The 25,566-nt window shown below is 62.5% G+C and carries 21 protein-coding genes; 11 read left to right on the forward strand and 10 right to left on the reverse strand.

Annotated elements, in window-relative coordinates; genetic code table 11:
• Positions 1–70: 70 nt before the first annotated feature.
• The 3 genes from edd to zwf all read right to left on the reverse strand — a co-directional run bounded on the left by edd (position 71) and on the right by zwf (position 4,126).
• Positions 71–1,894, reverse strand: a complete 1,824-nt coding sequence (gene edd / locus NKK52_RS00305; protein ID WP_023681886.1) for a phosphogluconate dehydratase — start codon at positions 1,892–1,894, stop codon at positions 71–73.
• A gap of 64 nt (positions 1,895–1,958) precedes the next feature.
• Entirely contained in the window at positions 1,959–2,675 is a 717-nt protein-coding gene (gene pgl, locus NKK52_RS00310) for a 6-phosphogluconolactonase (protein ID WP_023681885.1), read from the reverse strand.
• Positions 2,657–4,126, reverse strand: coding sequence for a glucose-6-phosphate dehydrogenase (gene zwf, locus NKK52_RS00315; RefSeq protein ID WP_023681884.1), 1,470 nt, complete (start codon positions 4,124–4,126; stop codon positions 2,657–2,659). The genes pgl and zwf overlap by 19 nt, the downstream gene beginning before the upstream one ends.
• Before the next feature lie 322 nt (positions 4,127–4,448).
• Here zwf and NKK52_RS00320 point away from each other — a divergent pair, with 322 nt between their 5' ends.
• From NKK52_RS00320 to NKK52_RS00330, 3 genes are all read left to right on the forward strand, one after another.
• Positions 4,449–5,195 carry an SDR family oxidoreductase gene (locus tag NKK52_RS00320; protein WP_027049416.1) on the forward strand — a complete coding sequence of 249 codons (747 nt, stop codon included), beginning with the start codon at positions 4,449–4,451 and terminating at the stop codon, positions 5,193–5,195.
• Between the two features lie 180 nt (positions 5,196–5,375).
• Positions 5,376–6,671, forward strand: coding sequence for a Mur ligase family protein (locus NKK52_RS00325; RefSeq protein ID WP_023681882.1), 1,296 nt, complete (start codon positions 5,376–5,378; stop codon positions 6,669–6,671).
• An 85-nt stretch (positions 6,672–6,756) separates the two neighbouring features.
• Positions 6,757–8,052 carry a Mur ligase family protein gene (locus tag NKK52_RS00330; protein WP_023681881.1) on the forward strand — a complete coding sequence of 432 codons (1,296 nt, stop codon included), beginning with the start codon at positions 6,757–6,759 and terminating at the stop codon, positions 8,050–8,052.
• 21 nt (positions 8,053–8,073) lie between these two features.
• On the opposite strand, the gene NKK52_RS00335 is transcribed toward NKK52_RS00330, so the two are convergent.
• The 3 genes from NKK52_RS00335 to NKK52_RS00345 all read right to left on the reverse strand — a co-directional run bounded on the left by NKK52_RS00335 (position 8,074) and on the right by NKK52_RS00345 (position 12,045).
• Positions 8,074–8,919, reverse strand: coding sequence for an SH3 domain-containing protein (locus NKK52_RS00335; protein ID WP_023681880.1), 846 nt, complete (start codon positions 8,917–8,919; stop codon positions 8,074–8,076).
• Positions 8,920–9,194: 275 nt separating this feature from the next.
• Complete coding sequence (locus tag NKK52_RS00340) at positions 9,195–10,481, reverse strand: NAD(P)/FAD-dependent oxidoreductase (protein WP_023681879.1); 1,287 nt, start codon at positions 10,479–10,481, stop codon at positions 9,195–9,197.
• A 127-nt stretch (positions 10,482–10,608) separates the two neighbouring features.
• The gene (locus NKK52_RS00345) at positions 10,609–12,045 is read right to left on the reverse strand and encodes a glutamine synthetase family protein (protein ID WP_023681878.1); all 1,437 of its coding nucleotides are present in this window, start codon (positions 12,043–12,045) and stop codon (positions 10,609–10,611) included.
• A gap of 147 nt (positions 12,046–12,192) precedes the next feature.
• Here NKK52_RS00345 and NKK52_RS00350 point away from each other — a divergent pair, with 147 nt between their 5' ends.
• The gene (locus tag NKK52_RS00350; RefSeq protein ID WP_023681877.1) at positions 12,193–12,900 is read left to right on the forward strand and encodes an HAD family hydrolase; all 708 of its coding nucleotides are present in this window, start codon (positions 12,193–12,195) and stop codon (positions 12,898–12,900) included.
• A 30-nt stretch (positions 12,901–12,930) separates the two neighbouring features.
• Here the strand turns inward: NKK52_RS00350 and NKK52_RS00355 are convergent, their stop codons facing one another.
• The 3 genes from NKK52_RS00355 to aceA all read right to left on the reverse strand — a co-directional run bounded on the left by NKK52_RS00355 (position 12,931) and on the right by aceA (position 15,253).
• The gene (locus NKK52_RS00355; RefSeq protein WP_023669317.1) at positions 12,931–13,392 is read right to left on the reverse strand and encodes a response regulator; all 462 of its coding nucleotides are present in this window, start codon (positions 13,390–13,392) and stop codon (positions 12,931–12,933) included.
• 276 nt (positions 13,393–13,668) lie between these two features.
• The gene (locus NKK52_RS00360) at positions 13,669–13,911 is read right to left on the reverse strand and encodes an SMc00767 family acetate metabolism repressor (RefSeq protein ID WP_023669318.1); all 243 of its coding nucleotides are present in this window, start codon (positions 13,909–13,911) and stop codon (positions 13,669–13,671) included.
• 52 nt (positions 13,912–13,963) lie between these two features.
• Entirely contained in the window at positions 13,964–15,253 is a 1,290-nt protein-coding gene (gene aceA, locus NKK52_RS00365) for an isocitrate lyase (RefSeq protein ID WP_023681876.1), read from the reverse strand.
• Positions 15,254–15,502: 249 nt separating this feature from the next.
• Here aceA and NKK52_RS00370 point away from each other — a divergent pair, with 249 nt between their 5' ends.
• From NKK52_RS00370 to NKK52_RS00400, 7 genes are all read left to right on the forward strand, one after another.
• A complete protein-coding gene (locus tag NKK52_RS00370; protein WP_023681875.1) occupies positions 15,503–16,930 on the forward strand; it encodes a helix-turn-helix domain-containing protein in 1,428 nt (475 codons plus the stop codon).
• Between the two features lie 150 nt (positions 16,931–17,080).
• Positions 17,081–17,980, forward strand: coding sequence for a DUF2167 domain-containing protein (locus NKK52_RS00375; protein ID WP_031199417.1), 900 nt, complete (start codon positions 17,081–17,083; stop codon positions 17,978–17,980).
• A 161-nt stretch (positions 17,981–18,141) separates the two neighbouring features.
• Positions 18,142–19,095: a DMT family transporter gene (locus NKK52_RS00380; protein ID WP_023681873.1), complete on the forward strand. Its 954-nt coding sequence runs from the start codon at positions 18,142–18,144 to the stop codon at positions 19,093–19,095.
• A gap of 425 nt (positions 19,096–19,520) precedes the next feature.
• Entirely contained in the window at positions 19,521–20,618 is a 1,098-nt protein-coding gene (locus NKK52_RS00385; RefSeq protein ID WP_023681872.1) for a polyamine ABC transporter substrate-binding protein, read from the forward strand.
• Between the two features lie 83 nt (positions 20,619–20,701).
• Positions 20,702–21,841, forward strand: coding sequence for an ABC transporter ATP-binding protein (locus NKK52_RS00390; protein WP_023681871.1), 1,140 nt, complete (start codon positions 20,702–20,704; stop codon positions 21,839–21,841).
• Between the two features lie 9 nt (positions 21,842–21,850).
• A complete protein-coding gene (locus NKK52_RS00395; RefSeq protein ID WP_023681870.1) occupies positions 21,851–22,816 on the forward strand; it encodes an ABC transporter permease subunit in 966 nt (321 codons plus the stop codon).
• On the forward strand, positions 22,813–23,631 hold the full coding sequence (locus NKK52_RS00400; RefSeq protein WP_023681869.1) for an ABC transporter permease: 819 nt from the start codon (positions 22,813–22,815) through the stop codon (positions 23,629–23,631). The genes NKK52_RS00395 and NKK52_RS00400 overlap by 4 nt, the downstream gene beginning before the upstream one ends.
• Positions 23,632–23,673: 42 nt before the next feature.
• Here NKK52_RS00400 and NKK52_RS00405 read toward each other — a convergent pair whose 3' ends face one another.
• Positions 23,674–25,527, reverse strand: coding sequence for an AsmA family protein (locus tag NKK52_RS00405; RefSeq protein ID WP_023681868.1), 1,854 nt, complete (start codon positions 25,525–25,527; stop codon positions 23,674–23,676).
• Positions 25,528–25,566: the final 39 nt, after the last annotated feature.

A 25,566-nucleotide genomic window follows, 5' to 3' on the forward strand; every position in this document is an offset into this window, starting at 1 on the left:
TTGGCGTTCCACTCCTCATGAAAAAGGGCGGCCTTGAGCCGCCCTTTTCTCTATGGCAGGGAATGATGGTTCAAGCCGTGCCGAAAGCACTGGCGCCATGGTCGGCGCGGCCGACTAGCTGGCGGAAACCGGCGAACAGCTCGCGGCCGAAGCCGAACTCGTTGCCGATGAGATCGATGTCGGCCGTGCGGCGCAGCGCGAGCTCGGGTCCCGGCACCAGCACTTCCAGCGTGCCGGCATCGGCGTCGAGCCGGATGATGTCGCCGTCATGGATCCTGGCGATCGGCCCTTCCTCGACCGCTTCCGGCGTTACGTGGATCGCCGCCGGCACCTTGCCGGAAGCGCCAGACATGCGCCCGTCCGTGACCAGCGCGACGCGCTGGCCACGATCCTGCAGGATGCCGAGCACGGTGGTCAGCTTGTGCAGTTCCGGCATGCCGTTTGCCTTCGGGCCCTGGAAGCGGATGACGGCGATGAAGTCGCCGGTCAGCGTGCCGGCCTTGAAGGCTTCGTTCAGTCCCTGCTGGCTGTCGAACACCTTGGCCGGCGCCTCGATGACGCGGCGTTCCGGCTTCACGGCGGACGTCTTGATGACGGCGTGGCCGAGATTGCCGGCGAGCACCTTCAGGCCGCCGGTCGGCTGGAAGGCTTTCTTGAACGGCGCCAGCACCTTCTCGTCGCCGCTCTGCAGCGGCGAGGCTTCACGCACGACGCCGCCATCTTCGCCGAGCCGGGCCTCGACCGCATAGGGCCTCAGGCCTTCGCCCCATACCGTCTGCACATCCTCATGCAGGATGCCTTCGTCGAGCAATTCGCGGATCAGGAAGCCGAGCCCGCCGGCGGCGTGGAAATGGTTCACGTCGGCAAGCCCGTTCGGATAGACGCGCGCGAGAAGCGGCACCGCTTCCGACAGGTCGGAAATGTCCTGCCAGGTCAGCGTGATGCCGGCCGCCGCGGCCATGGCGATGAGGTGGATGGTGTGGTTGGTAGAGCCGCCGGTGGCGTGCAGGCCGGCGACGCCATTGACGAAAGAGCGCTCGTCGATCATGCGGCCTACCGGCGTGTAGGCGTTGCCGAGCGCGGTGATCGCCAGGGCTCGCCTGGTCGCCTCGCGCGTCAGCGCGTCGCGCAGCGGCGTGCCTGGATTGACGAAGGACGCGCCGGGCGTATGCAGGCCCATGATCTCCATCAGCATCTGGTTGGAATTGGCGGTGCCATAGAAGGTGCAGGTGCCCGGCCCGTGATAGGATTTAGACTCCGCTTCGAGCAGTTCTGCGCGTCCGGCCTTGCCCTCGGCATAGAGCTGGCGAACCTTGGCCTTCTCGTCATTGGGCAGGCCCGTCGTCATCGGCCCGGCCGGCACGAACACCGCCGGCAGATGGCCGAAGGTGAGAGCCGCGATCACAAGCCCCGGTACGATCTTGTCGCAGACGCCGAGATAGACGGCGGCGTCGAACATGTTGTGCGACAGGCCGATCGCCGCGGACATGGCGATCACGTCGCGCGAAAACAGCGAGAGCTCCATGCCGGGCTGTCCCTGGGTCACGCCATCGCACATGGCCGGCACGCCGCCGGCCACCTGCGCGATGCCGCCGACTTCGCGCGCGGCATCCTTGATCAGCGCCGGAAACGTCTCGAACGGCTGATGCGCCGACAGCATGTCATTGTAGGAGGTGATGATGCCGAGGTTCGGCACCTTGTCGGCGCCGAGCGCCAGCTTTTCAGACGGGCTGCAGACGGCAAAGCCATGCGCGAGGTTGCCGCAAGACAGGACGCCCCGGTTGGCGGTGCGGCTGGAGGCCTCGGCGATGCGGCCGAGATAGCGCTCGCGGCCGGCTTTCGAGCGTTGGCGGATGCGTTCCGTGATGGCTTCGATGTCGCGTCTGGCTGTCATGGTCGGTCCTTTCGAGCCCCGGAAGAACGTCCTCCACCGTCTGCCGGGACTGCTTTGCGTGAAATCAGGGTGCCCAGAACACCTCTACCGGGATGGGTGCCGCTTCGAGCACTTTGCGGATGGGCTTTTTCGCACCCGGTCCCATCGCACCGTCGAAGGCGGTGCGCTTGTCCTCGCCTTCTATATGCAGCGCGATGAAGCCGGCGTCGACGATCCGCGCCAGCGGCAGCGTCAACCGGGGTTCGCCGGCGCTTGCCGCGTGAACCGGCAGCACGATCCTTGATGAGGCCGGGTCGAGCAAATCGCCGAGATTCTCGGCGTCGGGAAAGAACGAGGCGGTGTGGCCGTCGCCGCCCATGCCGAGCACGACGACATCGAGGGGCCAGGGCAGAGCCTTCAGCGCCGCATCTTCGGCCGCCGCGGCGGTCTCGATGCTTGCCGCCTCATGGTAGAGCGGCACGAAGTGCGCGGCAGCCGCCTTGTTCTGCAGCAGGTTGGCCGCGACCAGCCCCGCATTCGAGCGCGGCGAGGAGGCCGGCACGAACCGTTCGTCGACCAGCGTCACCGTCACCTTGTTCCAGGCGATCGGAATGGCCGAAAGTGCTGCAAAGAACTTTGCCGGCGTGGTGCCGCCGGAAACGGCAAGCAGGGCCGTGCCGCGCTCGTCGATGGCTTTGGTCAGGCGCGCCGCGACATTGCCGGCAAGGGCTGCCGCCAGGTCCTGGCGCCCGGCAAAGCCGTTCCAGTTGTAGGCGGGCTCGCTCAATTGCTTTCGTGCCATGTCCGCCCGTCGCGTTCGATCAGCGCAATCGAGGCCGAGGGACCCCATGTGCCTGCCGTATAGCCTTGCGCCTCCTGCCTGGCGCTTTCCCAGGCGTTCTGGATCGGGTCGATCCACTTCCATGCCGCCTCGACCTCGTCGCGGCGCATGAACAGCGTCTGGTTGCCGCGGATAACATCCATGATCAGCCGTTCATAGGCGTCCGGCGCGCGACCGTCGAAAGATGTTGCAAAGCTCATGTCGAGCGGAATCTGGCGCAGCCGCATGCCGCCGGGGCCTGGATCCTTGATCATGATGAACTGCTTGACGCCTTCGTCGGGCTGCAGCCGGATCACCAGTTGGTTGGCTGAGATCGGCCCGGCGCTGTCGCCGAAGATCGAATGCGGGATCGGCTTGAACTCGATGACGATTTCCGAAACGCGGGTCGCCAGCCTTTTGCCGGTCCGGAGATAGAACGGCACGCCGGCCCAGCGCCAATTGCCGATCTCGGCCTTGATGGCGACGAAGGTCTCGGTGGAGCTGTCTTTGCCGAGTTCCTCGACATAGCCTTTCACCGCGCCGCCTGCAGAGGCGCCGGCGCGGTACTGCCCGCGCACGGTGTGCTTGGGTGCCTCATTGCCGTTGATGCGCTTCAGCGCCCGCAGCACCTTCAGCTTCTCGTCGCGCACGGCATCGGCATCCATCGACGATGGCGCCTCCATGGCAACCAGGCAGAGCAGCTGCAGCATGTGGTTCTGCACCATGTCGCGCAGCGCGCCGGCCTTGTCGTAGTAGGTGACGCGGTCTTCAAGACCGACGGTCTCGGCCACCGTGATCTGCACATGGTCGATATGGGCAGAATTCCAAAGCGGCTCATAGAGCGCGTTGGCAAAGCGCAGCGCCATCAGGTTCTGCACCGTCTCCTTTCCGAGATAGTGGTCGATGCGGAAGATCTGGCTTTCGTGGAAGTCGTCTCCAACCACGTCGTTGAGCTTGCGCGCCGAATCGAGGTCGCGGCCGATCGGCTTCTCCAGCACGATGCGTGAATTCGGCGTGATGAGATTGTGGGCTTTCAGCTGGTGCGAGATGTCGCCGAACAGCGCCGGCGCCACCGCCAGATAGAAAGCGCGGATGCGGTCGCTTTCGCCGATCGCCTTTTTCAGCTTGTCGAAGCCGGCACCAGTCGTCGCGTCGGCCGATACGTAGGACAGCCGGGCAAGAAATGTCTTGAGTTCCTCGGCGTCGATGTCGGCCGGCTTCACATGCTGGGAGATCGCCTGCTTGGCGAAAGCCTGGAATTCCTCGTCGCTCATTTTCGAGCGCGAGGTGCCGATGATGCGGGTCGGCTCGGAAAACTGGTGGTCGCGCTGGCGGTGGTAGAGCGAGGGAAGCAGCTTGCGTTCCGACAGGTCGCCGGTGCCGCCGAAAATGATGAAGTCGAAAGGATCGACGGGAATGATCTGGCTGGTCATGGTCTGTCCGCTTTGACGCCGCTCGCTGTGACGCGGCAGGATATAATCTAATCGATTTAAACTATCCAGTGCCATGGTGTCACATCAAGGCCAAATCACTGCATATTGATTCGCTCCAAATGTGCCTTGACACTGGCTGCCACCCGGAGGCTTTTCGTCAAGCGATGGTCCCGGGGCTTTCGCGCCTGCAACATAAAGCGGGAATGTGACGAAAGCTAATGCGTGTCGCCCAGAAGTGCGAAGCGGTTCTGGGAGACAGACACGCATCAAACAAAAAGGAAAAATGCATTTGCGAGGTGGGTCTTCAATGAGCGGAAAAAGCATGCGTCTGGAAAACAAGGTTGCCGTCATCACGGGTGCTGCGTCAGGTTTCGGCGAAGGCATGGCCAGGCGCTTTGCCGAAGAGGGCGCCAAGGTCGTCGTCGCCGACCTCAACGCCAAGGGCGCGGAGCGCGTTGCAGCAGAGATCGGCCAGGCCGCGATCTGGACCCAGACCGACGTTTCGCAGCGTTCCGAATTCGACGAGATGGTCTATGCCGCAAAAAGCGCCTTCGGCCGCATCGATATCATGGTCAACAATGCCGGCTACACCCATCGCAATGGAGACATGCTCGACGTCGACGAGGCGACCTTCGACCTGATCACTTCAGTCAACATGAAGGCGATCTACCACGCCGCACTTGCCGTGGTGCCGATCATGGAGCGGCAGGGCGGCGGCGTCATCCTGACCACGGCTTCGACCGCCGGTCTGCGGCCGCGTCCGGGGCTCACCTGGTACAATGCCTCGAAGGGCTGGGCGATCACCGCGACCAAGTCGATGGCGGTCGAACTCGCGCCCAAGAACATCCGCGTGAACTGCCTTTGCCCGGTCGCCGGCGAGACCGGCATGCTGGAGAAATTCATGGGCACTGACACGCCCGAGATCCGCGAGAAATTCCGTGCCTCGATACCGCTCGGCCGTCTGTCGACGCCGCTCGATATCGCCAACGCTGCGCTTTGGCTTGCGTCGGACGAAGCCGCCTTCATCACCGGCGTGGCGCTGGAGGTCGACGGCGGCCGCTGCATTTGAGCAATTCGGGAAGTACCTCGCTGTTCGCAATGCACGGCAGACAGAGCAACGTCGGCAAAAGTTCGCATCGGTGCGCCGGCCGGCCGAGGAACGAACAGTTGACGTCGTCACGCCGGACCCCAGTTTGACTTCTCGATCACCCGAAAGGCATAACGGGATCGTGGATAGTGTTGGCGGGTGATGAAGATCAGGCAGCAGAAAAGTCGCTATGATCTGGGATGGCGGCTGCGGCTTTACCTGGCCACGCGTGCGCGGGCGCGAAGCAAGGCAATTTTCATCGGCGTTACCGGAAGCTCCGGCAAGACGACGGCGGGAAGCCTGCTTGGACACATCCTGGCTGGCCACGGTTCGGTCCACACACAGGTTCTGGCCAACACTATGAAACTGTTGGTCTCGACCCTATCCAGGCGAATGGGAAAGGGCGGCAAAACCGACTACGTCGTCTTCGAGGCTGCTGCATTCGGCCCGGATACAATGAAGCCCATGGCCGAGTTGCTTCGCCCCGACGTGGCTGTTGTCACAATGGTCCGGCTGGAGCATCGGGCCAGTTTCAAGACTGTGGAAAACGTCGCTCGAGAAAAGAGCGCCCTAGTCGCGGCGCTGGAGCCGGGCGGCTTCGCGATGCTCAATGCCGATGACCCTCTTGTGATGGGCATGGCCTCGGCGAGCTATTGCCGTTCCGTCACATTCGGCACATCGGGGCAGGCGGATTATCGCGTCAGCGATATCGAGGCAGCCTATCCCAAGCCGTTGCGGTTCTCGCTCCACTGGCGCGGCGGTGTGCTCGATATCGAGACGTCGTTCCCCGGCCAGCATTTCTGGCTGCCGACGTCAGCGGCGGTTGCAACCGCTCTTGAACTGGGCGTGCCTGCGCAGATGGTCAAGGACAGAACCGCGACGTTCCAGCCTCTGGAAAATCGCGGCCAGGTGCTCGTCCCCGCGGGCGGCCCCCACTTCATCGTGGATGCCGCAAAGGCGCCCTGGCATTCGCTGAGCCTTGCCTTCGACATGGTAGCCGGATCGACATTTGGGCGAAAACGTATCGTTCTTGGCCAGCTATCGGATTTTTCCGGCTCGAATAACAGATATGCCCAAGCTTACAGCAGCGCGCGCGAGATTGCAGACCAGGTGATTTATGCCGGCGATCATGCCCATCGCTCCAAGGCGAACCAGGCAGATCGCGACAGCGGCCGCTTCATCGAATTGCGCACGGCCAGGGAAGTGTCGGACTACATCGCCCAAACCGCGCAGCCTGACGAGTTGATCCTGCTCAAGAGCTCGTCCAATCTGCACCTCGAGCGTGTCGCTCTTGCCTGGACCCACGACGTCCAGTGCTGGGTTTCGGTATGCGGCAAGACCGAGGGATGCGAGCAATGCGGCCTCTATGAAGTGCCGTTTGAGCAGCACCGTGAGTTTGTGGCGCAGAGAAAATCGAAGCGCCGCAAGCACAGACTGCTGCGGCTCCTCGGCCGCTAGAATCTTTGGCTGAAGCACGCCAGCGCCCGTTTGACTCTGGAACTTGGCACGACGCATATTAGGCTGGGCTAAAAGCTGGCGGGGTGTGAAACTGGAATTGCTGAAAATTCGCAAGGACTTGGGCTGGGCGCTGCGACGGCTGCAGGCGCGCTGGGTGCGGGCGCGTAACAAGGCGACGTTCATCGGCATTACCGGCAGCTCCGGCAAATCCACATCCACCAGCCTGCTTGCACACATACTGGCCGCCCAAGGCAAGGTGCATCTACAGGCCCAGGCCAATACAATGCCTGCGCTCATCCGAACGCTTTACAAGCGCCTGAGGAAGGCCGGCAAAGTCGATTACGTCGTTTTCGAAGCCGGCGCTTCCGACTTCGGCACGATCAGCGCCATGGCGCAGATGCTGAAGCCGAGTGTGGCGGTGGTTACGATGATCCGTCTGGAGCATTTCGGCAAGTTCAAGACTCTGGAAGCTGTGGCGGGAGAGAAGCGGGCGCTGGTCGGGGCACTCCAACCTGATGGACTTGCGGTTCTCAATTGCGATGACCCACTGGTGATCGGCATGGCGTCTGGCGCGAAATGCCGGATTGCGACCTTCGGCCAGTCCGGCGAGGCAGACTACCGCGTGAGTGACGTGTATGCCGCGTATCCGGAATTGCTGCGGTTCACCCTTCATTGGCGCGGTGGCAGCCTGAATATTCAAGCGCCTTTTCCCGGCGAGCAATTCTGGCTGCCGACTGCAGCGGCTGTTGCCGCCGCCTTGGAACTTGGCGTCCCGCCAGAGCAAGTCGTAGCGAGAACGGCATCGTTTGCACCACTGCCCAACCGCTCTACGGTGCAAGAGGTATCCGCGGGCCCGAAATTCCTGGTCGATACGGCCAAAGCGCCCTGGCATTCGCTCAACATTGCTCTGGAGATGATTGCAAAGGCCAAGGGTGCTCGCAAGCGCATTGTGCTGGGGCAGATATCCGACTACGCCGGCTCGTCGAGGAAATACGGCGCCGCCTACAACATCGCGCGCGAAATCGCCGATGAGGTCATTTATACCGGCGACAATGCGCATCGCTCGCGCGCCAGCCAGGCCGACCGCGACAGCGGCCGTTTCATTGAGCTTCGCACTGCCAAGGAAGTTTCGGATCATATCAAACGGACGGCAGTCCCAGGAGAACTGATTCTGCTGAAAAGTTCGTCCAACCTTCATCTGGAAAGGATCGCGCTCGCCTGGACACACGACGTCAAATGCTGGGTCCCGATATGCCGCAAGTCGGAAAGCTGCCAAATGTGCGGCCTCTACGAGGTGCCGTTCGAGGAACAGCGGGATTTCCTGGCGAAGCGCAAACTTGCTCGCAGGAGACACCGTTTCAGGTGGTTGCTCGGCGGCTGACCAGATCTGGCGGCTTGCGTCTCAATCCCCGGTCTTGATGTAGCTCTTGTAGATCCAGCCGCGCTTGCCGTTGTAGACGATCTGGCACCATTTCTTGCAACTCATCACCTGCACCGACGACTTGGCAGGCACGGTCCCCATGGCGGCGGCGTTTTTCTGCGGACCGCTGCGCATTGTCACCGCCCTGAGGATGCGTCCGGTGCCGGCGGCAGCAGCCACCTTCTGTGGCTTGGCCTTGGCCTGGGTATCGTCCGTTGCGGCGGAAGATTGCTCGTTTGGAAGTTGCGGTTTTGGCGTCGGTATGGCGGCGGTCTCGGCGTCGTCGTCATTGGCGGGAGCAGCGACCTTTGACAGCTGCGTCGTGGCGTCGCTCTGCGCCGCCGGTTCTTCGAATGCCGCGGCATCAGACGGTCTGGCGGCAGCCTGCTCGGCAGGCGCCTGATCGGATGGCGTCGCGGCAGGGTCGCTGTTGGATTGCGCCGCAGTCCAGCGCGGATCGTTCGCCGACAGCGGCGGCATGGCAGCCCCACCGGCAGCGACCGTCGATGAAACCGCATCGCCCTTGCGCGCGGCTTGTGGCGCCGCTACCGCGGCAGCCGTGGCCGCGACCGGGGCAATCTTGGTCGTCTTGACCGGAAAAGTCGGAACGTTCTGCTGTGTGCTGGCGATCGCTTGCCGGTCGCTGGCCGGCAACGCCAGCCAAAGCGCTATGCCCGCCACGCCAAGCAGCGCTGCGGTGCCGACCGCGGCGATCACCAGATGCGAATTCGTGCGCACCCCCTGCCAGAAGGAGGGCCGCATGTCATAGCCGAATTGCATGGCGAAGCGCCGACGTTCCGGCGCGCCGAAACTGAAGGGCTCGTTCACTCTTGCCACCTCCAAAAGATGAGCCGGTGTTCTTTCGATCGGCGCCGGCAGCCCGGCATTCGATCGGCATCGGTCCCAACAACAAAGCGGGCAGGCCCGCAGAAATCCCCGTTCAATCGCCCAGAACCGGCATCCTTTGCCCTTGATTGTGGCATCAGTGCGCCCTCAGGGGAATTGTGCGCTCTTGTTAAGGATTCTGCAACGTCTCGCTGCGGCAACCAACAGCTCAATAGAATCAGCTCAGTACCAGCCACGGCCGATATGAGATACTTTCTCTATATTCGATCCCTCAGGGCAAACCAGTTCAGTGCCAAGAACAATAATGGCGTTCTAAATCGCCGGCCGCCGGGAAAAGCCGGGATGTTCAGGTCCTCGATCAGCTTCAGTCTGTCGCGGTTGCCGGCGACGGTCTGGGCATAGAGCTTGCCGAAGAAGTTCGACAGCATCACGCCGTGGCCGGAATAGCCTCCGGCCGAGATCACATTGGGCATCACCTCGCGCACGAACGGTTTCCTGGGCATGGTGATGCCGACATAGCCGCCCCAGCCATGGGTGATCTCGACATCGCTCAGTTCCGGATAAAGCTCGGCTATCTGCCGGCGGATATGGACATGGATGTCCTTCGGATCGTTGACGCCATAGACCTCGCGCCCGCCGAACAGCAGCCTTCCATCCCTGGATTTGCGGAAATAACGCACGACGAAACGCGAATCGTCGACCGCCTCGCCGCCCGGCAGCACTTTCGAATCGACGCCCAGCGGCACCGTCGCGCCGATGAAGGAACCGATGGGCATGATGTGCGCGGCACTCACCGGCTCGAGCGTGCCGCCATAGGCATTTACACCGATCAGGCATTTCTGGGCGGTGATGGTTCCTCTCGAAGTCGTCACCCTGACCTTGCCGCCGCTGGAGGTAACACCGGTCGATAGTGTCTGCTCGAACAGGTGCGCGCCGGCCGCTGCCGCGACCTTTGCCGTGCCGATCACCAGCTTCATCGGGTGGATGTGTCCGGTGCCGGTGTCGCGGGTGCCGCCGAAGTAGCGTGTGGAGCCCAGCCGTTCGGCCGTTTCCCTGGCATCCATGAAGGCCATGTGCGGATAATTGAAGCGGCCCGCCATGATCTCGGCATGCGCCTTGTAGTCGTCGAGATAACGCGGCTTGTGCGCCACGGACAACTGGCCGGGCATATAGTCGATGTCGATCTGGTTGACGGCGGCGAATTCGAGCAGGTGCGCTTTCGCCTCCTCGGCAAGGTCGAACAGCGCCTTGGCGCGGGAGAAGCCGTATTCGGCCTCCATCTCTTCGGCCCAGGCGCGCTGGCCCGTGCCGAGCTGGCCGCCATTGCGCCCTGAAGCGCCGTCGCCGAAGCGATGCGCCTCGATCAGAACGACGTCGGCTCCCGCCTTCGCCAAATGAGCGGCCGCCGACAGCCCGGTGAAGCCACCGCCGACGACGACGACGTCGCAGCTGCGGTCGCCGTCCAGGGCAGGGTACTCAGGGCGTGGTCCGGCTGTGTCTTCGTACCAGGAGCGACCGGGGGAGATAGGTGATTGGTAAGGCATGGGGACACCAGCCAATGGTGAATGGTGAATGGTGAATGGCTGCGAGACGCACGACGTCTGCGCTCATCCATCCAATATGAAACTACTCACCATTCACTATTCACCATTCACACGACGAAGTCGCCGCTCACACGTTGAGCAACAGATACTCCCGCTCCCACGGGCTGATCACTTCCATGAAGGTCTCGAACTCCGCCCGCTTGATCGCTGCATAGGTTGCGGCGAAGGACTTGCCCAGAAGAGCGCATAGTTCCTCGTCGCCTTCGAAAAGATCGACGGCTTCGAGCAGGCCGCGTGGCAGGTCGATCTCATCGGCGTTTGCGGTGGTCAGCACCGGAGGCTCGGCCTTGATCTTGTTGGTGATGCCGATCAGCCCGCAGGCAAGTGAGGCCGCCAGCGCCAGATAGGGGTTGGCGTCGGAAGACGGGATGCGGTTTTCGACACGCCGCGCCGCCGGATCCGAGCGCGGCACGCGGAACGCCGTGGTGCGGTTGTCATAGCCCCATTTGTTGTTGACCGGCGCCGAGGCCGACTGCGTCAGCCGGCGGTAGGAATTGACGTAGGGAGCAAACATCACCAGCGCGTTCGGCACATGCTTCTGCATGCCGCCGATGAAATGGAAGAAGTCGTCGGTTTCCGAGCCGTCCTTCGCCGAAAAGATATTCAGCCCGGTCTTCTTGTCGATGATCGACTGGTGGATGTGCATGGCAGAACCTGGCTGGCCCTGGATCGGCTTGGCCATGAAGGTGGCATAGATCTCATGCTTCAGCGCTGCCTCGCGGATGGTGCGTTTGAACATGAACACCTGGTCGGCGAGCTCGACCGGATCGCCGTGACGCAGATTGATCTCGAGCTGGCCGGCGCCTTCCTCGTGGATCAGCGTGTCGATCTCCAGGCCCTGGCTTTCCGAGAAATGGTAGATGTCGTCGATCAGTTCGTCGAACTCGTTGACGCCGGCGATCGAATAGCCGGCTCCGCCGCCGATTGGCCGCCCGGAACGCCCGACTGGTGGCGTCAATGGGTAATCCGGGTCGGGGTTCTTGCGCACCAGGTAGAATTCGATCTCGGGCGCCACCACCGGCTTCAGCCCGCGCTTGTCGTAGGCTGCTACCACGCGCTTCAGGACGTTGCGCGGCGTGAACTCGACCGAACGGCCATCCTGATGGACGAGGTCGCAGATGACGGCGGCCGTCGGGTCTTCTTCCCACGGCACGACGGTCAACGTCGACAGATCCGGCATCAGCTTCAGGTCGCCATCATCCTCCGGATAGTGGAAACCGTTGCCATCCTCGGGATAGCCGCCCGAAATCGTCGTCATGAACACTGCCGATGGCAGCGCCAGCGAGGTGTTGGAAGTGAATTTCTTCGACGGCATCATCTTGCCGCGCGCGACGCCAGCCTGATCAGGCGTGATGCATTCTATGTCTTCGATGCCGCGCCATTCCAGCCAAGCGCTGACTTCCTTCCAGTTCTTCACGCCGCGTTGATTTTTCACGAAGGCAGGCGTTCGGACGCGTCCTCCGCGGGTCGACGGACGGACTTCCTTTTTCGCAGGCGGCATCATTCACCAGTTTGGGTTGCAATTATCACAGTATAGCTGTTGCCGGTGATGGAAGGGAAGGGGAGCTGCCTGTCTTCGGCTTCCTGGTTGAAAATCGCGCCACGCAGATTAGGGTCAACCTCCCGCAGATCGAGCAGCAGAAGACACCGTATGCCTGGCAAATTGACCACCATCGGCTTCGACGCCGACGATACCCTATGGCAGAACGAACAGTTCTTCCGCCTGACCGAGAAGCATTTTGCAACCCTACTCGCCGACCACGGCGAGGCCGAGCACATTTCGGCACGGCTGCTGGAGGCCGAGAAGCGCAACCTTGCCGTCTACGGCTTCGGCATCAAGGGCTTTACCTTGTCGATGATCGAGACGGCAATAGAAGTGACCGAGGGCCGTGTGCCGGGGTCGACCATCGCCGAAATCCTTGCCGCCGGCCGCGACATGCTGGGACATCCGGTCGAGGCTTTGCCGCATGCGCGTGAGACCGTGGAAAGGCTCGCCGGCGCCTACCATCTGGTGCTGATCACCAAGGGCGATCTGTTCGACCAGGAACGCAAGCTGGCGGCGTCCGGCCTTGGCGACCTGTTCGATGCAGTCGAGATCGTCAGCGACAAGAGCGCCGCCACCTATGCCAGGATCTTTGGCCGTCACGGCAGCCCGCAGACCAGCATGATGGTCGGCAATTCGCTCAAGTCGGACGTGGTGCCGGCCATCGAGGCCGGCAGCTGGGGTGTGTATGTGCCGCACGAGCTGACCTGGGTGCTCGAACGCGTCGAGCCGCCGGTCGAGGCACCGCGTTTTCGTCAGCTTGTCGATCTTGGCGAACTGCCGGCTTTGATCGAGAGCATCGGCAAGGAAGGCTGACCGCCCCACACGCGTTCGGGCGGATTGCGATCAGCCGCGCCCGAGACTGATCAGCCGGTCGACCACCGGCTGCAGCCTTTCGGTGGTGATCGGCTTGGTTACCACCACATCGACCACGCTCGACAGACCTAGGCTGTCGGGCGTGCCGGTCTTGGTTGAAAGCAGGATCACCTTGGGGAGCGACCGCCCAGATGTCCGCCGCAAGGCGTCGATGGCCGCCATCAGCGCGCGGCAGTCCTCGTTGTCGGGGCCGCCATCGAGAACGACGGCGCCCGGAATGAGGGTTCGCAATGTCTTGGCCGCCATCTCGGGCGACTCGGAGATCGGCTTCAGTCCGGACTTCTCGACGATCTTCGACACCACCACCCGGTTGATCGGCGATTTTCCAACGACCAGCACGTGGGAGAAATCCGTTGATATCTCGGAGTTCGCGTCCCTGCTTGACGAATTCAGATGTTTGGCGGTGTCGGTCTCGCGGTTCACAGGGCACATGGGCGGGGCGGGCACTCGGCGCTGCTTCAATGCAGGGTTGAAATCCGAGAGCCAAATGGCGTGAGATCGCCCGCCATGTCAAGCTGAAATGACGGACCTGCGAAATATAGCCGGAAATATTAAACCCCGGAGACAAGTTCTGTTTTCGAACTGTAGTTAAGTTCACGCTCAAAAGCGAAAGTCACCCGCGCTGAAAACTCGCGGGTGACGTTGAAATCGGCCAGTGAGCGGCGGGGCCCATAGGTTCCACAAGCACAAAGCTTCCGTAAGGGAAGATCAGCCGTGACTCTTCTGCGTGACGATCACCGGGATCAGCAGGTCGCCCCAATTGCCGTCGCCGCCATGATGCCGGGCCGAGCGCACCAGTTCCACCGAGACGCCGGCCTCCACTGCCTTCATCACCGATTGATTGAGCCGGTGCAGGTCGTTGGCCAGCATGCGGATGGTCGCCTGTTGGTCGACACTCATCGTGGTGGACTGCTCTTCTGCACGTTCCTTGACGCGGCTTATCGATGCCATTTTCTTCTCCCTTGCCCTTCGGGCGTTTCCTCTGTTGGTTATGTCGATCGGTTCATTCCGCTGCCGGCTTGAACTGGACGTGCTCGGTCGATTCATGCATGGCGGTGGTCGACGACTGGCCGCCGCTGATTGCCATCGACACGGCGTCGAAATAGCCGGTGCCGACCTCGCGCTGGTGCTTGGTCGCGGTGTAGCCGTGGACTTCGGCCGCGAACTCGGCTTCCTGCAACTCGGAATAGGCCGCCATCTGCCGCGCCTTGTAGCCGCGGGCCAGCTCGAACATGCCGAAATTGAGCTGGTGGAACCCGGCCAATGTGATGAACTGGAACTTGTAGCCCATGGCGCCGAGCTCGCGCTGGAACTTGGCGATCGTCGCGTCGTCGAGGTTCTTCTTCCAGTTGAACGACGGCGAGCAATTATAGGCGAGCAGCTTGCCCGGATGATGCCTGCGCACGCCTTCGGCGAATTTCTTGGCCTGCGCCAGATCGGGCTTGGATGTTTCGCACCAGATCAGGTCGGCATGCGGCGCATAGGCAATGGCGCGCGCGATGCACGGTTCGATGCCGTTCCTGACCTGGTAGAAGCCTTCAACCGTGCGGCCGGCATCGTAGTCGACGAAAGGCTGGTCGCGCTCGTCAATGTCGGAGGTCAGAAGCTTTGCCGCTTCCGCATCGGTGCGTGCCACGACTAGCGTCGGCGTGCCCATCACGTCGGCCGCCAGACGCGCCGCGTTGAGGTTGCGGATATGCGCGGCGGTCGGGATCAGCACTTTGCCGCCGAGATGGCCGCACTTCTTCTCAGAGGCCAGCTGGTCCTCATAGTGGACGCCGGCAGCGCCCGCCTCGATGAACGCCTTCATGATCTCGAAGGCGTTGAGCGGTCCGCCGAAGCCGGCCTCGGCATCGGCGACGATCGGCGCGAACCATGTGTCGACCGACAGGCCGTTGCCTTCCGAGGTCTCGATCTGATCGGCGCGCTGCAGCGTGCGGTTGATGCGCTTGACCAGTTCGGGCGCCGCATTGGCGGGATAGAGCGACTGGTCCGGATACATGGCCGACGCGGTGTTGGCGTCGGCGGCGACCTGCCAGCCCGAGAGATAGATTGCCTTCAGCCCGGCACGCACCTGCTGCATCGCCTGGTTGCCCGACATGGCGCCGAGTGCATTGACGAAGTCTTCCTCGTGGATGAGCTTCCACAGCCGGTTGGCGCCCATTTCGGCAAGACTCTGGCGTATCTGGACCGACCCGCGCAGCCGCTTCACATCGTCCGGCGAATAGGCTCGTTCGATGCCGTCGAAGCGGCCTTCGGGCGCGGATGGGACAAGATTGTAAAAATCAGTCATTGGTCACTCCAGATCAATCGATGCCAGTGTCTTGAAACGCCGCGCCCTGGGATGGTGTGCGTCGTCTGTGTGTGACATCATTTACATTGCGCCGCGACGAGAGCGAGGAAAACCGCCATTTCCGGTAGAAAATAAGAGAAAACCTGTGTTGTGTTTGACTGCTTGCCGCTGTAAGTCTGTCATAATTGTAAAAAGATGGTGCGCCGTTCATCGCTCGCAAGTCGTGTAAATTCCTGTCACGGAAAGCCGATGGCCGACCAGAAGATATTCGCCGGGCCGCGCATCCGCCGCATCCGCATCGCCAAAGGCCTGACCCAGACGGCGATGGCCGAGGGGCTCGGCATCTCGCCGTCCTATCTCAACCTGATCGAGCGCAACCAACGGCCGCTGACGGTGCAACTGATCCTGAAGCTGGCCTCTGTCTACAAGGTCGACCCGCATGAATTGCAGGGTGAGGCGAGAGGGTCGATCTCGGCCTTGAAGGAAGTGTTCGGCGACCCGCTGCTTGCCGGTGAGCTGCCGGGCGACCAGGAACTGATCGAACTGGCCGAGGCAGCCCCCAACGCATCGGCTGCGATGATAAAACTGTTTCGCGCTTACCGCGAGCAGGCCGAGCGGCTGTCCGATCTCAACGAGCTTCTGGCGCGCGAGGGCCGCGCCACGGCGCTGTCCGGTGCGCGGCTGCCGATCGACGAAGTGCACGAGATTTTCGAGCGCCGGCCGAACCATTTTGCAGCACTGGAGGAAGAGGCCGAGGCCTTCACCTCGATGCTCGACCCCGGCGACGATCTGTTCGGCGCGCTGAAGGCGTGGCTGAAGCGCGAGTATGGCATCGTCGTCAAGGTTCTGCCGGTCGCCACCATGCCGAACTGGCGCCGCCGTTATGACCGTCATTCGCAGCGTCTTTTTCTATCGGAGCGGCTGTCGCCGTTCGACCAGTTGCGCGAAGTCGCCATGGAGGCCTGCCTGATCCGCATGACGGTCGCGATCGCCGGCGAAATTCAGGCGCTGAAGCTCGGTACGGACGAAGCCCGCCGGCTCGCCCGCTTCGAGTTCGGCCGCTACGCCGCCCATGCCTTGATGATGCCCTATCAGGCCTTTCATGCCGCCGCCGTGCGGGCTCGTTACGACATCGATGTGCTGCGCTCGCGTTTCGGCGTCTCCTTCGAACAGGCGGCGAACCGCCTGACCATGCTGCAGCGTCCTGGCTTGTCCGGAGTGCCGTTCTTCATGCTCGAGGTCGACAATGCCGGCAACCGCTTCCGCAAGGCCGGCGGCCAGGGCTTTCCGCAAAGCCGCTTTGGCGGCGGCTGCCCGAAACTGCCGGTCCATGCCGCTTTCGCTTCGCCTGGCCAGATCCTGGTCGAGGCGGTGGAAATGCCCGACGGCGCCGAGTTCCTCTGCATCGCACGCACGCTCGAGGGGCCGCAGGGTTCGTTCTCCGAGCGCCCGCGCCGCACCGCGCTGCTGTTGGGCTGCGATATCGGCTTTCGCGACGAGAGCGTCTATGGCGCCGGGCTGCCGGCAAAGGCCGGACAGGGCGCCGCCACGCCGGTCGGTCCCGCTTGCCGGCTGTGCGAACGCATCGGCTGCCTCGCCCGCGCCGAGCCGCCGGTGACCCGTCCGCTGGGCCTGGACGAGATGGCGACGGGCCTGAGCGCCTTCGATTTCCAGTGATGCTTCTCGGGCTGGAGGTCGCGGAAGACCGCAGCTGTTTGCGCTAAGCAATAGAGCGCTGCCCGAACCGTCGCCGAACCAAATATTGATTAAGCATCGGCGCTGCGCTATCGAAGGTGAGCTGCAGGGCAGCCAAGGGGGGGATGGCTTATGAACAGGAAAGCTTTGTGGCTTGGCGTGGCGCTTGCCCTTTTGGCGGGGCCTGTTCTGGCAGAAAAATCCTCGGAATTCTTCAAGGACTATCAACAGTATAGTGACGACGGCAAGGCATTCCTGGACAAAATCGATCCAAAGACCGGCGCGGTCGACCTTCCCGAAGGCATCCATCTCGATCTCAAGGACAAGTTCTATTTTCTGGGCAAGAAGGACGCGACGTCCGTCCTGACCGAGGCCTGGGGCAATCCGCCTGATACCGCGTCCGAAGCAATCGGCATGATCTTCCCGGCCAAGTACGAGCCCATCGCCGGCAACGGTTGGGGCATCGAATTGCGCTATGAAAAGATCGGCCATGTCGATGACGCCGACGCCGCATCCATCGACTACACCGAATTGCTGAGCAGCATGCAGGCGGACACATTGTCGGCCAACGATCAGCGGGTGAAGGGCGGCTTTCCCCCGATCAAGCTGATCGGCTGGGCCTCGCCGCCGGTCTATGATTTCGTCCACAAGCGGCTGCACTGGGCCAAGGAGCTGCAGTTCGGAGACGATACCGTCCACACGCTCAATTACGACGTCCGTTTCCTCGGCCGGGAAGGCGTCTTCGTGATGAGCTACATCGCTACGGTCGAACAATTGCCGGAGATCAAGCAGAGCCTGGACGAAGTGCTGGGCGTGGCGGACTTCAACACCGGCAAGAAATACACCGATTTTCTGCCAGGCACCGACACGGTCGCCGCGGTTGGCATTGGCGGCCTCATCGCCGGAAAACTCGCGGCAAAGGCCGGCCTGATTGCGGTCGCGCTCATCGCCCTGAAAAAGTTCGGCATTCTGCTGCTGGTACCGTTGGCCGGTCTTTGGCGCTTTATCCGCGGCAACAAGGGCATGTCCTAGAAACGGCGGTGTTCGCCCGTATGGCTGCCGGTTGGCGGTGCGCCAAAGGGAATGCCGGGCTGGATCACGTCCGGGGGTAGCCTATGCGCTAGGCGAATACGGCACGTTTCTGTCGTCCATTGTGCATCATGCCGCCCCGAGATAGCCGACAGTCGCACCTCATGACCGATACCGCATCTTCTCCAATCGCCGCACCGCCGATCGTCTCGCCGCGCGAAGAGCGGGTCGGCTTGCTGCTGGTGTTCCTGTCGGCGCTGATGTGGAGCTTTGGCGGCACCATCGCCCGCTTCATCGACACCGCTGACAGTTGGACGGTGGTGTTCTGGCGCTCGCTGTGGGCGGCTTTGTTCCTGATTTGCTTCATGGCCTGGCGCGACGGCTGGCGCGGCATGTTGCGGCTGTTTCGCGACATGGGCCTGCCCGGCCTTGCCGTGGCCGTCTGTTTCGCCACGGCATCGACGTGCTTCGTTGTCGCGCTCGCCTACACCACCGTTGCCAATATCCTGTTGATGCAGGCCGGTGTGCCGCTGCTGGCGGCATTGCTTGCCTGGGTGCTGTTTCGCGAACGCGTCGCCGTCGCGACCTGGGTGGCGATCGCCGCCGTCATCGCCGGCGTCGCCATCATGGTGTCGGAATCGCTCGACGGCGCCGTATCGCCCATCGGCGACGGGCTGTCGCTGCTGATCGCCGTCATGTTCTCGATTGCCACCGTCATCACCCGGCGCTTCGCCCATGTGCGCATGACGCCGGCGACGTGCCTCGGCACGATGCTGGCAGCGGCTTTCGCCGCATCGCAAGCCACGCAGTTTGCCACGTCGACCCACGACATGGCTTTCCTGTTTGCCTTCGGCGTTATCAATCTCGGCCTGGGCCTTGCCTTCTTCGCCACCGGCGCGAGGCTGGTTCCGGCGGCGATCGCAGCACTCCTCGGCACGTTCGAGCCGATCCTCGGACCGATCTGGGTCTGGCTCGTTCATGGCGAGGTGCCCTCGGTGCGCACCATCATCGGCGGCGCGGTGGTGGTCGCCGCGCTGCTCGTCCATATCGCGCTTGAATTCAAGCGCCAGGCGAGGCCTGCACGGCCGGGGACCACTGGCCTGCCATCCCCTAATTGACCCGCCTTTCCCTTGGTTGAGCCCGTCTTCCCTAATAACGCCCGTCTTTCCCCAATTAGCGAAGCCGCACGCCCTATTGACCGAGCTTCCCCGCGCGGGCCATTGACAACCTTGCTGCGGCACGGGCAGGCTGGGGCACGGCAACAACAAGACAGGCTTATCTTGCCAAGTGTCCCCGCCGGTCGGACCAAGACCGGACCACAGCGTCGTATCCCTGCCAGCGCCGCGGCGAAAGCCTCTGACGGCGTCAGCGCGCCCGCCATGCGGGCACACAGAGCCATCATCTGCCGCTCGTCGAACCGCCCGGACGGCGCTGGCAGTTCATGCTTGTGGCTGCCCGGAAAGCTCAATACTCTGAAGCAAATGCCCAATCGCGCTCGAACAGCGACGACTTGGCGAAGGAACACTCATCAAAGGAGAACAGCATGATCCGCAAAGCGCTCTGGCTTTCGGCAACCTCGGCATTTCTGACGCTTTTCGCCGTTGGCGGCCATGCCGAGGATCGCGTCGTCAACGTCTTCAACTGGTCGGATTACATCGACAGTTCGATCATTGACGACTTCACCAAGGAGACCGGCATCAAGGTCGTCTACGACACCTTCGATTCCAATGAAATCCTCGAAACCAAGCTGCTTGCCGGCGGCAGCGGCTATGACGTCGTCGTGCCCAGCGGCAACTTCCTGGCCCGCCAGATCCAGGCCGGCGTGTTCCAGAAGCTCGACAAGTCGAAGCTGCCCAACATTTCCAACATGTGGGACACGGTTTCGGAGCGCACCGCCAAATACGATCCGGGCAACGAATATTCGATCAACTACATGTGGGGCACGGTCGGCATCGGCTACAACATCAAGAAGGTGAAGGCTGCACTCGGCACCGACAAGATCGACAGCTGGGATGTGTTCTTCAATCCCGACAGCCTGGCCAAGCTGAAGGACTGCGGCGTCTATGTGCTGGACTCGCCGGCCGACATCATCCCGGCGGCGCTCAAATATCTCGGCCTCGATCCGAACAGCACCTCACCTGACGACATCGCCAAGGCCGAGGAGACGTTGCTGAAGGTGCGGCCGTATATCCGCAAATTCCATTCGTCCGAATACATCAACGCGCTCGCCAACGGCGATATCTGTTTGGCGGTCGGCTGGTCGGGTGACGTCTTCCAGGCGCGCAACCGCGCGGTCGAGGCCAAGCAAGGCGTCGAGATCGGCTATTCCGTGCCCAAGGAAGGCGCCCAGATGTGGTTCGACCAGATGGCGATTCCCGCCGATGCGCCGCATGCCGCCGAGGCACTCGAATTTCTCAACTACATGATGAAGCCGGAAGTGATCGCCAAGTCGTCCAACTATGTGCTGTACGCCAACGGCAACAAGGCTTCGCAGCAGTTCGTCGACAAGGCACTGCTGGATGATCCGGCGGTCTATCCGGACGCCGAGACCTTGAAAAAGCTCTATACGGTCCAGCCCTACGATCCCAAGACCCAGCGCCTGATCACGCGCAGCTGGACCAAGATCGTCACCGGCCAGTAAGCAATGCGACATGGTCCCGGCAGCCACCTGCCGGGACCATTCTTCTCTGGGGCAAGAAGCAAAAAAATAGGACGGAGTGGGACATGAAATCGCTTGGCAGCATCCGCAGGGATTTCGCGCCATGGAACGACCCGAACGCCAAGCCATATATCCAATTCGAGAACGTCACCAAGAAGTTCGGTGACTTCACCGCCGTCAACAATCTGTCGCTGACCATTTTCGAGCGCGAGTTCTTCGCCCTGCTCGGCGCGTCGGGCTGCGGAAAGTCGACGTTGCTGCGGATGCTTGCCGGCTTCGAGGAGCCGACCGCCGGCCGTATCCTTCTCGACGGCCAGGACTTGCGCGGCATCCCGCCCTACCGCCGCCCGGTCAACATGATGTTCCAGTCCTATGCGCTGTTCCCGCATATGAGCGTGGAAAAGAACATTGCCTTCGGCCTCAAGCAGGAAGGCATGCCGGGACCGGATATCGAAAAGCGCGTCGCCGAGATGCTGAAGCTGGTGAAGCTAGAGCAGTTCGCCAAGCGCAAGCCGCACCAATTGTCGGGCGGCCAGCGCCAGCGCGTCGCGCTCGCCCGCTCGGTTGCCAAGCGGCCAAAAGTCTTGCTGCTCGATGAGCCGCTCGGCGCGCTCGACAAGAAGCTGCGCGAGGAAACGCAGTTCGAGCTGATGGACCTGCAGCAAAATCTCGGCCTTACCTTCGTCGTCGTCACCCACGACCAGGAAGAGGCGATGACCATGGCCGACCGCATCGCCATCATCGACAAGGGCGAGGTGATGCAGGTGGCGACGCCGGCGGAAGTCTATGAGGCGCCGAGCTCACGCTTCGTTGCCCACTTCGTCGGCAATGTGAACATGTTCGAAGGCAAGGTCGCCGAGCGTGCGGCAAACACCACGCGCATTACCGGCGCGACAGGGGCCCAGATCGTCGTCGAAAACAGCACCGATACAAAGGCCGGTTCCGACATCGTCTTCGCCATCAGGCCGGAGAAGATCAAGGTGTCGTCGAAGAAACCGGCCGACGCAGTCAATGCGCTTGAGGGCGAGGTCTACGACGTTGCCTATCTCGGCGACATGACCGTCTACCACATCCGGCTGGATGACGGGCAGATGATCAGGGCAAGCGCGCTCAACGCGGCGCGAGTCACCGAGGACCCGCTGACCTGGAACGACCGCGCCTGGGTCTCCTTCCGGCCGGATGCCGGCGTCGTGCTGACGCGGTAGGGAGCGGCCATGTCCAACATCGCCATCACCGACGCCGGTCCATCGGCCGCGGCCAAACCATTGCCGACGCGGCTCGCCAGCGGCTTCGTCAGCCGGCTCGTCATCATCGTTCCCTATCTCTGGCTGCTGTTCTTCTTTTTCATTCCGTTCATTATCGTCTTCAAGATTTCGCTGTCGCAGTCGGCGATCGCCATGCCGCCCTACACGCCGGTGCTCGATTTCAGGGATGGCATTTCCGGATTCGTTGCCCGCTTCCGCGAACTCAGCTTCGACAATTATGTCTGGCTGACGCAGGACGCGCTTTACTTCAAAGCCTATGTCACCAGCGTCATCATCGCGGCGATCTCGACGATACTGACCTTGCTCGTCGGCTTCCCGATCGCTTACGGCATGGCGCGCGCGCCGGCGACGATCCGCCCGACCTTGCTGATGCTGGTGATCCTGCCGTTCTGGACGTCGTTCCTGATCCGCGTCTACGCCTGGATCGGCATCCTCAAGCCCGAGGGGCTGCTCAATCAACTGCTGCTGTCGCTGAACATCATCGATCAGCCGCTGATCATCCTCAACACCTACACGGCGATCTTCATAGGCATCGTCTATTCCTATCTGCCATTCATGGTGCTGCCGCTCTATTCGTCGCTGGAAAAAATGGATTACTCGCTGATCGAGGCGGCAAAGGATCTCGGCTGCCCGCCGACAGCCGCCTTCTGGAAGATCACCTTTCCGCTGTCGCTGCCCGGCGTCATCGCCGGCTGCCTGCTGGTGTTCATCCCGGCCGTTGGCGAGTTCGTCATTCCCGACCTGCTCGGCGGGTCGCAGACGCTGATGATCGGCAAGACCTTGTGGAATGAATTCTTCGCCAACCGTGACTGGCCGGTGTCATCTGCCGTCGCCGTTATCCTGCTGCTGCTCCTGATCGTGCCGATCATGCTCTTCCAGCAGGCTCAGGCACGCGCCCAGGAGCAAGACAAATGAACGCCACCTGGAGCCGCTTCAACGTCACCTCGGTCGTGCTGGGCTTTGCCTTTCTCTATCTGCCGATCGTGCTGCTCATCGTCTTCTCCTTCAACGAGTCGAAGCTGGTTACCGTCTGGGGCGGCTTCTCGACCAAATGGTATGTCTCACTGTTTCACAATCAGGGGCTGATGGACGCCACCTGGGTGACGGCGCGTGTGGGGGTCATCTCCGCCACGGTGGCAACGGTGCTCGGCACGCTGGCAGCGCTGACCTTGACCCGCTACACCCGCTTCAGGGGCCGCATCCTGTTTTCCGGCATGGTGTTTGCGCCGCTGGTCATGCCGGAAGTCATCACCGGCCTGTCGCTGTTGCTGCTGTTCGTTGCCGTCGGTCTCGACCGTGGCTTCCTGACCGTGACGCTTGCTCACATCACCTTGACCATGTGCTTCGTGGCTGTCGTCGTGCAGTCGCGCCTGGTGTCGTTCGATCGTTCGCTGGAAGAAGCTGCCTTGGACCTCGGCGCAACGCCGGTAAAGACCTTCTTTCAGATCACGCTGCCGGTGATCATGCCGGCCATCGTCTCCGGCTGGATGCTGGCCTTCACCTTGTCGCTTGACGATCTGGTGATAGCCTCCTTCACCTCCGGGCCTGGCGCCACCACGCTGCCGATGAAGATCTACAGCCAGGTGCGTCTCGGCGTGACGCCGGAAATCAACGCCGCCTGCACCATCCTGATCGCCGTCGTGGCGGTAGGCGTCATCATCGCTTCGGTCGCCAACAAGCGGCGTGAGGTGCAACGCCAGCTCGACGAACAGGCCGCGCAGCGCGGTTGATTGCGTCAAACGAGGGATAGGGCGGTCCCGGTAAGGGTCCGCCTATTCGCCTGAGACGCCGCGGCTGATCGGCGAGATGAACGGCGTGCTCCAGGTGCCGCCGACGAAGAATGACGACTGGTTGGATCCCTGCTGGCCATTGACCGGTGCCGCTGCCGGGTCGGCCTGGGTGACACCCCCCGAAAGCGCCAGCCCGCGTCCGCCGTAAGAGGCGATGCCGGACAGCCAGACCTTGTATTTCGCCGAATTGGCCTCGGCCTTGTCCAGCCTTGCCACACCCTTCGAGATGGTGGCCTTGAGCTCGGCGCCGTCCATCGGCAGTGTCCCGTCCGAGACGTCGTCGAGCGCGAAGAAGCCGCCCTGTTCCGTGTGCTTCAGAAATGCCGGCAAATTGAGCCCGCTCAGCGCGCCCGGCCCGAACGTCGCAGAGACCGAGCCGTCCGCGTTCTCGAAGATCGAGTCCCAGGATTTGCCCGGCCCTTTGAGAATGACCGAGACAGTGCCGGTGCTGGCCGGCACCAGCCGCGTCATTCCGGCCGCGGTGCCGAAAGCGGCGCCGTCAATGTCGGAGGCGAGCAGCCGGATCTCGACCTGCGAGCCCTCCGGTTTGCGGTCGAAACGCAGGCTACTTTGCACGTTGCCGCCAAAGGCCGACGCATCGGAGATATCGAAGACGGCAAGCCCGTTCTTCACCTGCGCCGTGGCGGCGACGTCGGCAAGCTGGATTGCGCCGGCCGAGGCATGCGCCGCTGACAGCCTCAGATCGAGATTGATCCGGTCGGCGAAGCTGGTGTCGATTTCGCCGGGACCGGTCTCGCCGGTCGGCGCCAGCGGCGTGAAGGCCGAAAACAGCGACCTGAGGTCGAGCGTATCGAAGGCGAGTGTGCCTGATATCACCGGCAAGGCGTCGCCGAACGAAAAATCCAGCGCCCCCATTCCCGGGTTGTTGTCGAGCGTCACCGCGGTGTTTTCGAATTTGACGCGGCCGGCGGTCGCCGTGATCTTGCTCGAAATCGAGACCGAACCGATCGCCGTACCAGGAGCAATGCCGGCCTGCGACCATTCCAGCACGCGCCGCAGCGAGGGCGCGGCGAATTTCGCCTGGCCATCGAAATAGGCGTTTTGCGACATGCTGGCCGTGCCGTCGAACGAGAAGCTGGCCGGCGCTGCCTTGAACGAAAACGTGACCGGTGCGGCGCCGCCGGCAAACAGCACCAGCGGCTTGGGCGAGGCGGCATCGACGGTGACGCTCTCGCCGCGCCAGATTCCGGTCGCCGACAAGGTCGCGTTGCTGTTCATCGCTGCCCAGCTCGCCTGGCCGGACAGGCTGGTCAGCAATTCGACGTCCTTGCCGCCGACGGAGGCGACCATACGGCCGTCCCTGAATTCCACGGTGCCGAACGGATCGGCGGGCAGCTTGCTCAGATCCGGCTTCGTCGGATCGGCGTTGACCACGCCGCGCGCCGTGTCGATGGAGCGGGTGATGCGTCCGCCCGTTGGTATGGCGGGCAGGAATATGCCGTTTGCGGCGCGCTGGACCCGGATCGTCGGCCGCACCAGCCGCGCCGTCGAAAACACCACATCGCCCTGCAGCGCCGCCATGGCCGAAAGGTCGACCTCGACCCGTTCGGCCTCGATCACCGGCGGCGCGTCGGTCTCGGTCCACTGCGACAGCGTGACGTCGCTCAATATGGCGCGGAACTTCGGCCACACCTCGATGCGCGGCGAACCGGCGATGGTGACCCTGAATCCGCTCCACGCGCTCATCTCCCAGGCAATGCGATCGCGCACGATCCGGGTCGAGGCAATCAGCGGCAGAGCGGCGACGACCAGCGCGATGACGAGCACGGCAACGCCGATCGCCCATATTCCGCGCCGGATCAAAGGTGATGGCATATTGCCCCGTATGCTTTCATTCCGATAAAATTGCCTGAC

This window comes from Mesorhizobium sp. C277A (assembly GCF_040324395.1).
Lineage (GTDB): Bacteria > Pseudomonadota > Alphaproteobacteria > Rhizobiales > Rhizobiaceae > Mesorhizobium.

What these genes read in the sequence shown, in the direction of transcription:
- edd (WP_023681886.1), bottom strand. Translation starts at nt 1,894, where the DNA reads ATGACAGCCAGACGCGACATCGAAGCCATCACGGAACGCATCCGCCAA.
- pgl (WP_023681885.1), bottom strand. Translation starts at nt 2,675, where the DNA reads ATGGCACGAAAGCAATTGAGCGAGCCCGCCTACAACTGGAACGGCTTT.
- zwf (WP_023681884.1), bottom strand. Translation starts at nt 4,126, where the DNA reads ATGACCAGCCAGATCATTCCCGTCGATCCTTTCGACTTCATCATTTTC.
- NKK52_RS00320 (WP_027049416.1), top strand. Translation starts at nt 4,449, where the DNA reads ATGCGTCTGGAAAACAAGGTTGCCGTCATCACGGGTGCTGCGTCAGGT.
- NKK52_RS00325 (WP_023681882.1), top strand. Translation starts at nt 5,376, where the DNA reads ATGAAGATCAGGCAGCAGAAAAGTCGCTATGATCTGGGATGGCGGCTG.
- NKK52_RS00340 (WP_023681879.1), bottom strand. Translation starts at nt 10,481, where the DNA reads ATGCCTTACCAATCACCTATCTCCCCCGGTCGCTCCTGGTACGAAGAC.
- NKK52_RS00345 (WP_023681878.1), bottom strand. Translation starts at nt 12,045, where the DNA reads ATGATGCCGCCTGCGAAAAAGGAAGTCCGTCCGTCGACCCGCGGAGGA.
- NKK52_RS00350 (WP_023681877.1), top strand. Translation starts at nt 12,193, where the DNA reads ATGCCTGGCAAATTGACCACCATCGGCTTCGACGCCGACGATACCCTA.
- NKK52_RS00355 (WP_023669317.1), bottom strand. Translation starts at nt 13,392, where the DNA reads ATGTGCCCTGTGAACCGCGAGACCGACACCGCCAAACATCTGAATTCG.
- NKK52_RS00360 (WP_023669318.1), bottom strand. Translation starts at nt 13,911, where the DNA reads ATGGCATCGATAAGCCGCGTCAAGGAACGTGCAGAAGAGCAGTCCACC.
- aceA (WP_023681876.1), bottom strand. Translation starts at nt 15,253, where the DNA reads ATGACTGATTTTTACAATCTTGTCCCATCCGCGCCCGAAGGCCGCTTC.
- NKK52_RS00370 (WP_023681875.1), top strand. Translation starts at nt 15,503, where the DNA reads ATGGCCGACCAGAAGATATTCGCCGGGCCGCGCATCCGCCGCATCCGC.
- NKK52_RS00375 (WP_031199417.1), top strand. Translation starts at nt 17,081, where the DNA reads ATGAACAGGAAAGCTTTGTGGCTTGGCGTGGCGCTTGCCCTTTTGGCG.
- NKK52_RS00380 (WP_023681873.1), top strand. Translation starts at nt 18,142, where the DNA reads ATGACCGATACCGCATCTTCTCCAATCGCCGCACCGCCGATCGTCTCG.
- NKK52_RS00385 (WP_023681872.1), top strand. Translation starts at nt 19,521, where the DNA reads ATGATCCGCAAAGCGCTCTGGCTTTCGGCAACCTCGGCATTTCTGACG.
- NKK52_RS00390 (WP_023681871.1), top strand. Translation starts at nt 20,702, where the DNA reads ATGAAATCGCTTGGCAGCATCCGCAGGGATTTCGCGCCATGGAACGAC.
- NKK52_RS00395 (WP_023681870.1), top strand. Translation starts at nt 21,851, where the DNA reads ATGTCCAACATCGCCATCACCGACGCCGGTCCATCGGCCGCGGCCAAA.
- NKK52_RS00400 (WP_023681869.1), top strand. Translation starts at nt 22,813, where the DNA reads ATGAACGCCACCTGGAGCCGCTTCAACGTCACCTCGGTCGTGCTGGGC.
- NKK52_RS00405 (WP_023681868.1), bottom strand. Translation starts at nt 25,527, where the DNA reads ATGCCATCACCTTTGATCCGGCGCGGAATATGGGCGATCGGCGTTGCC.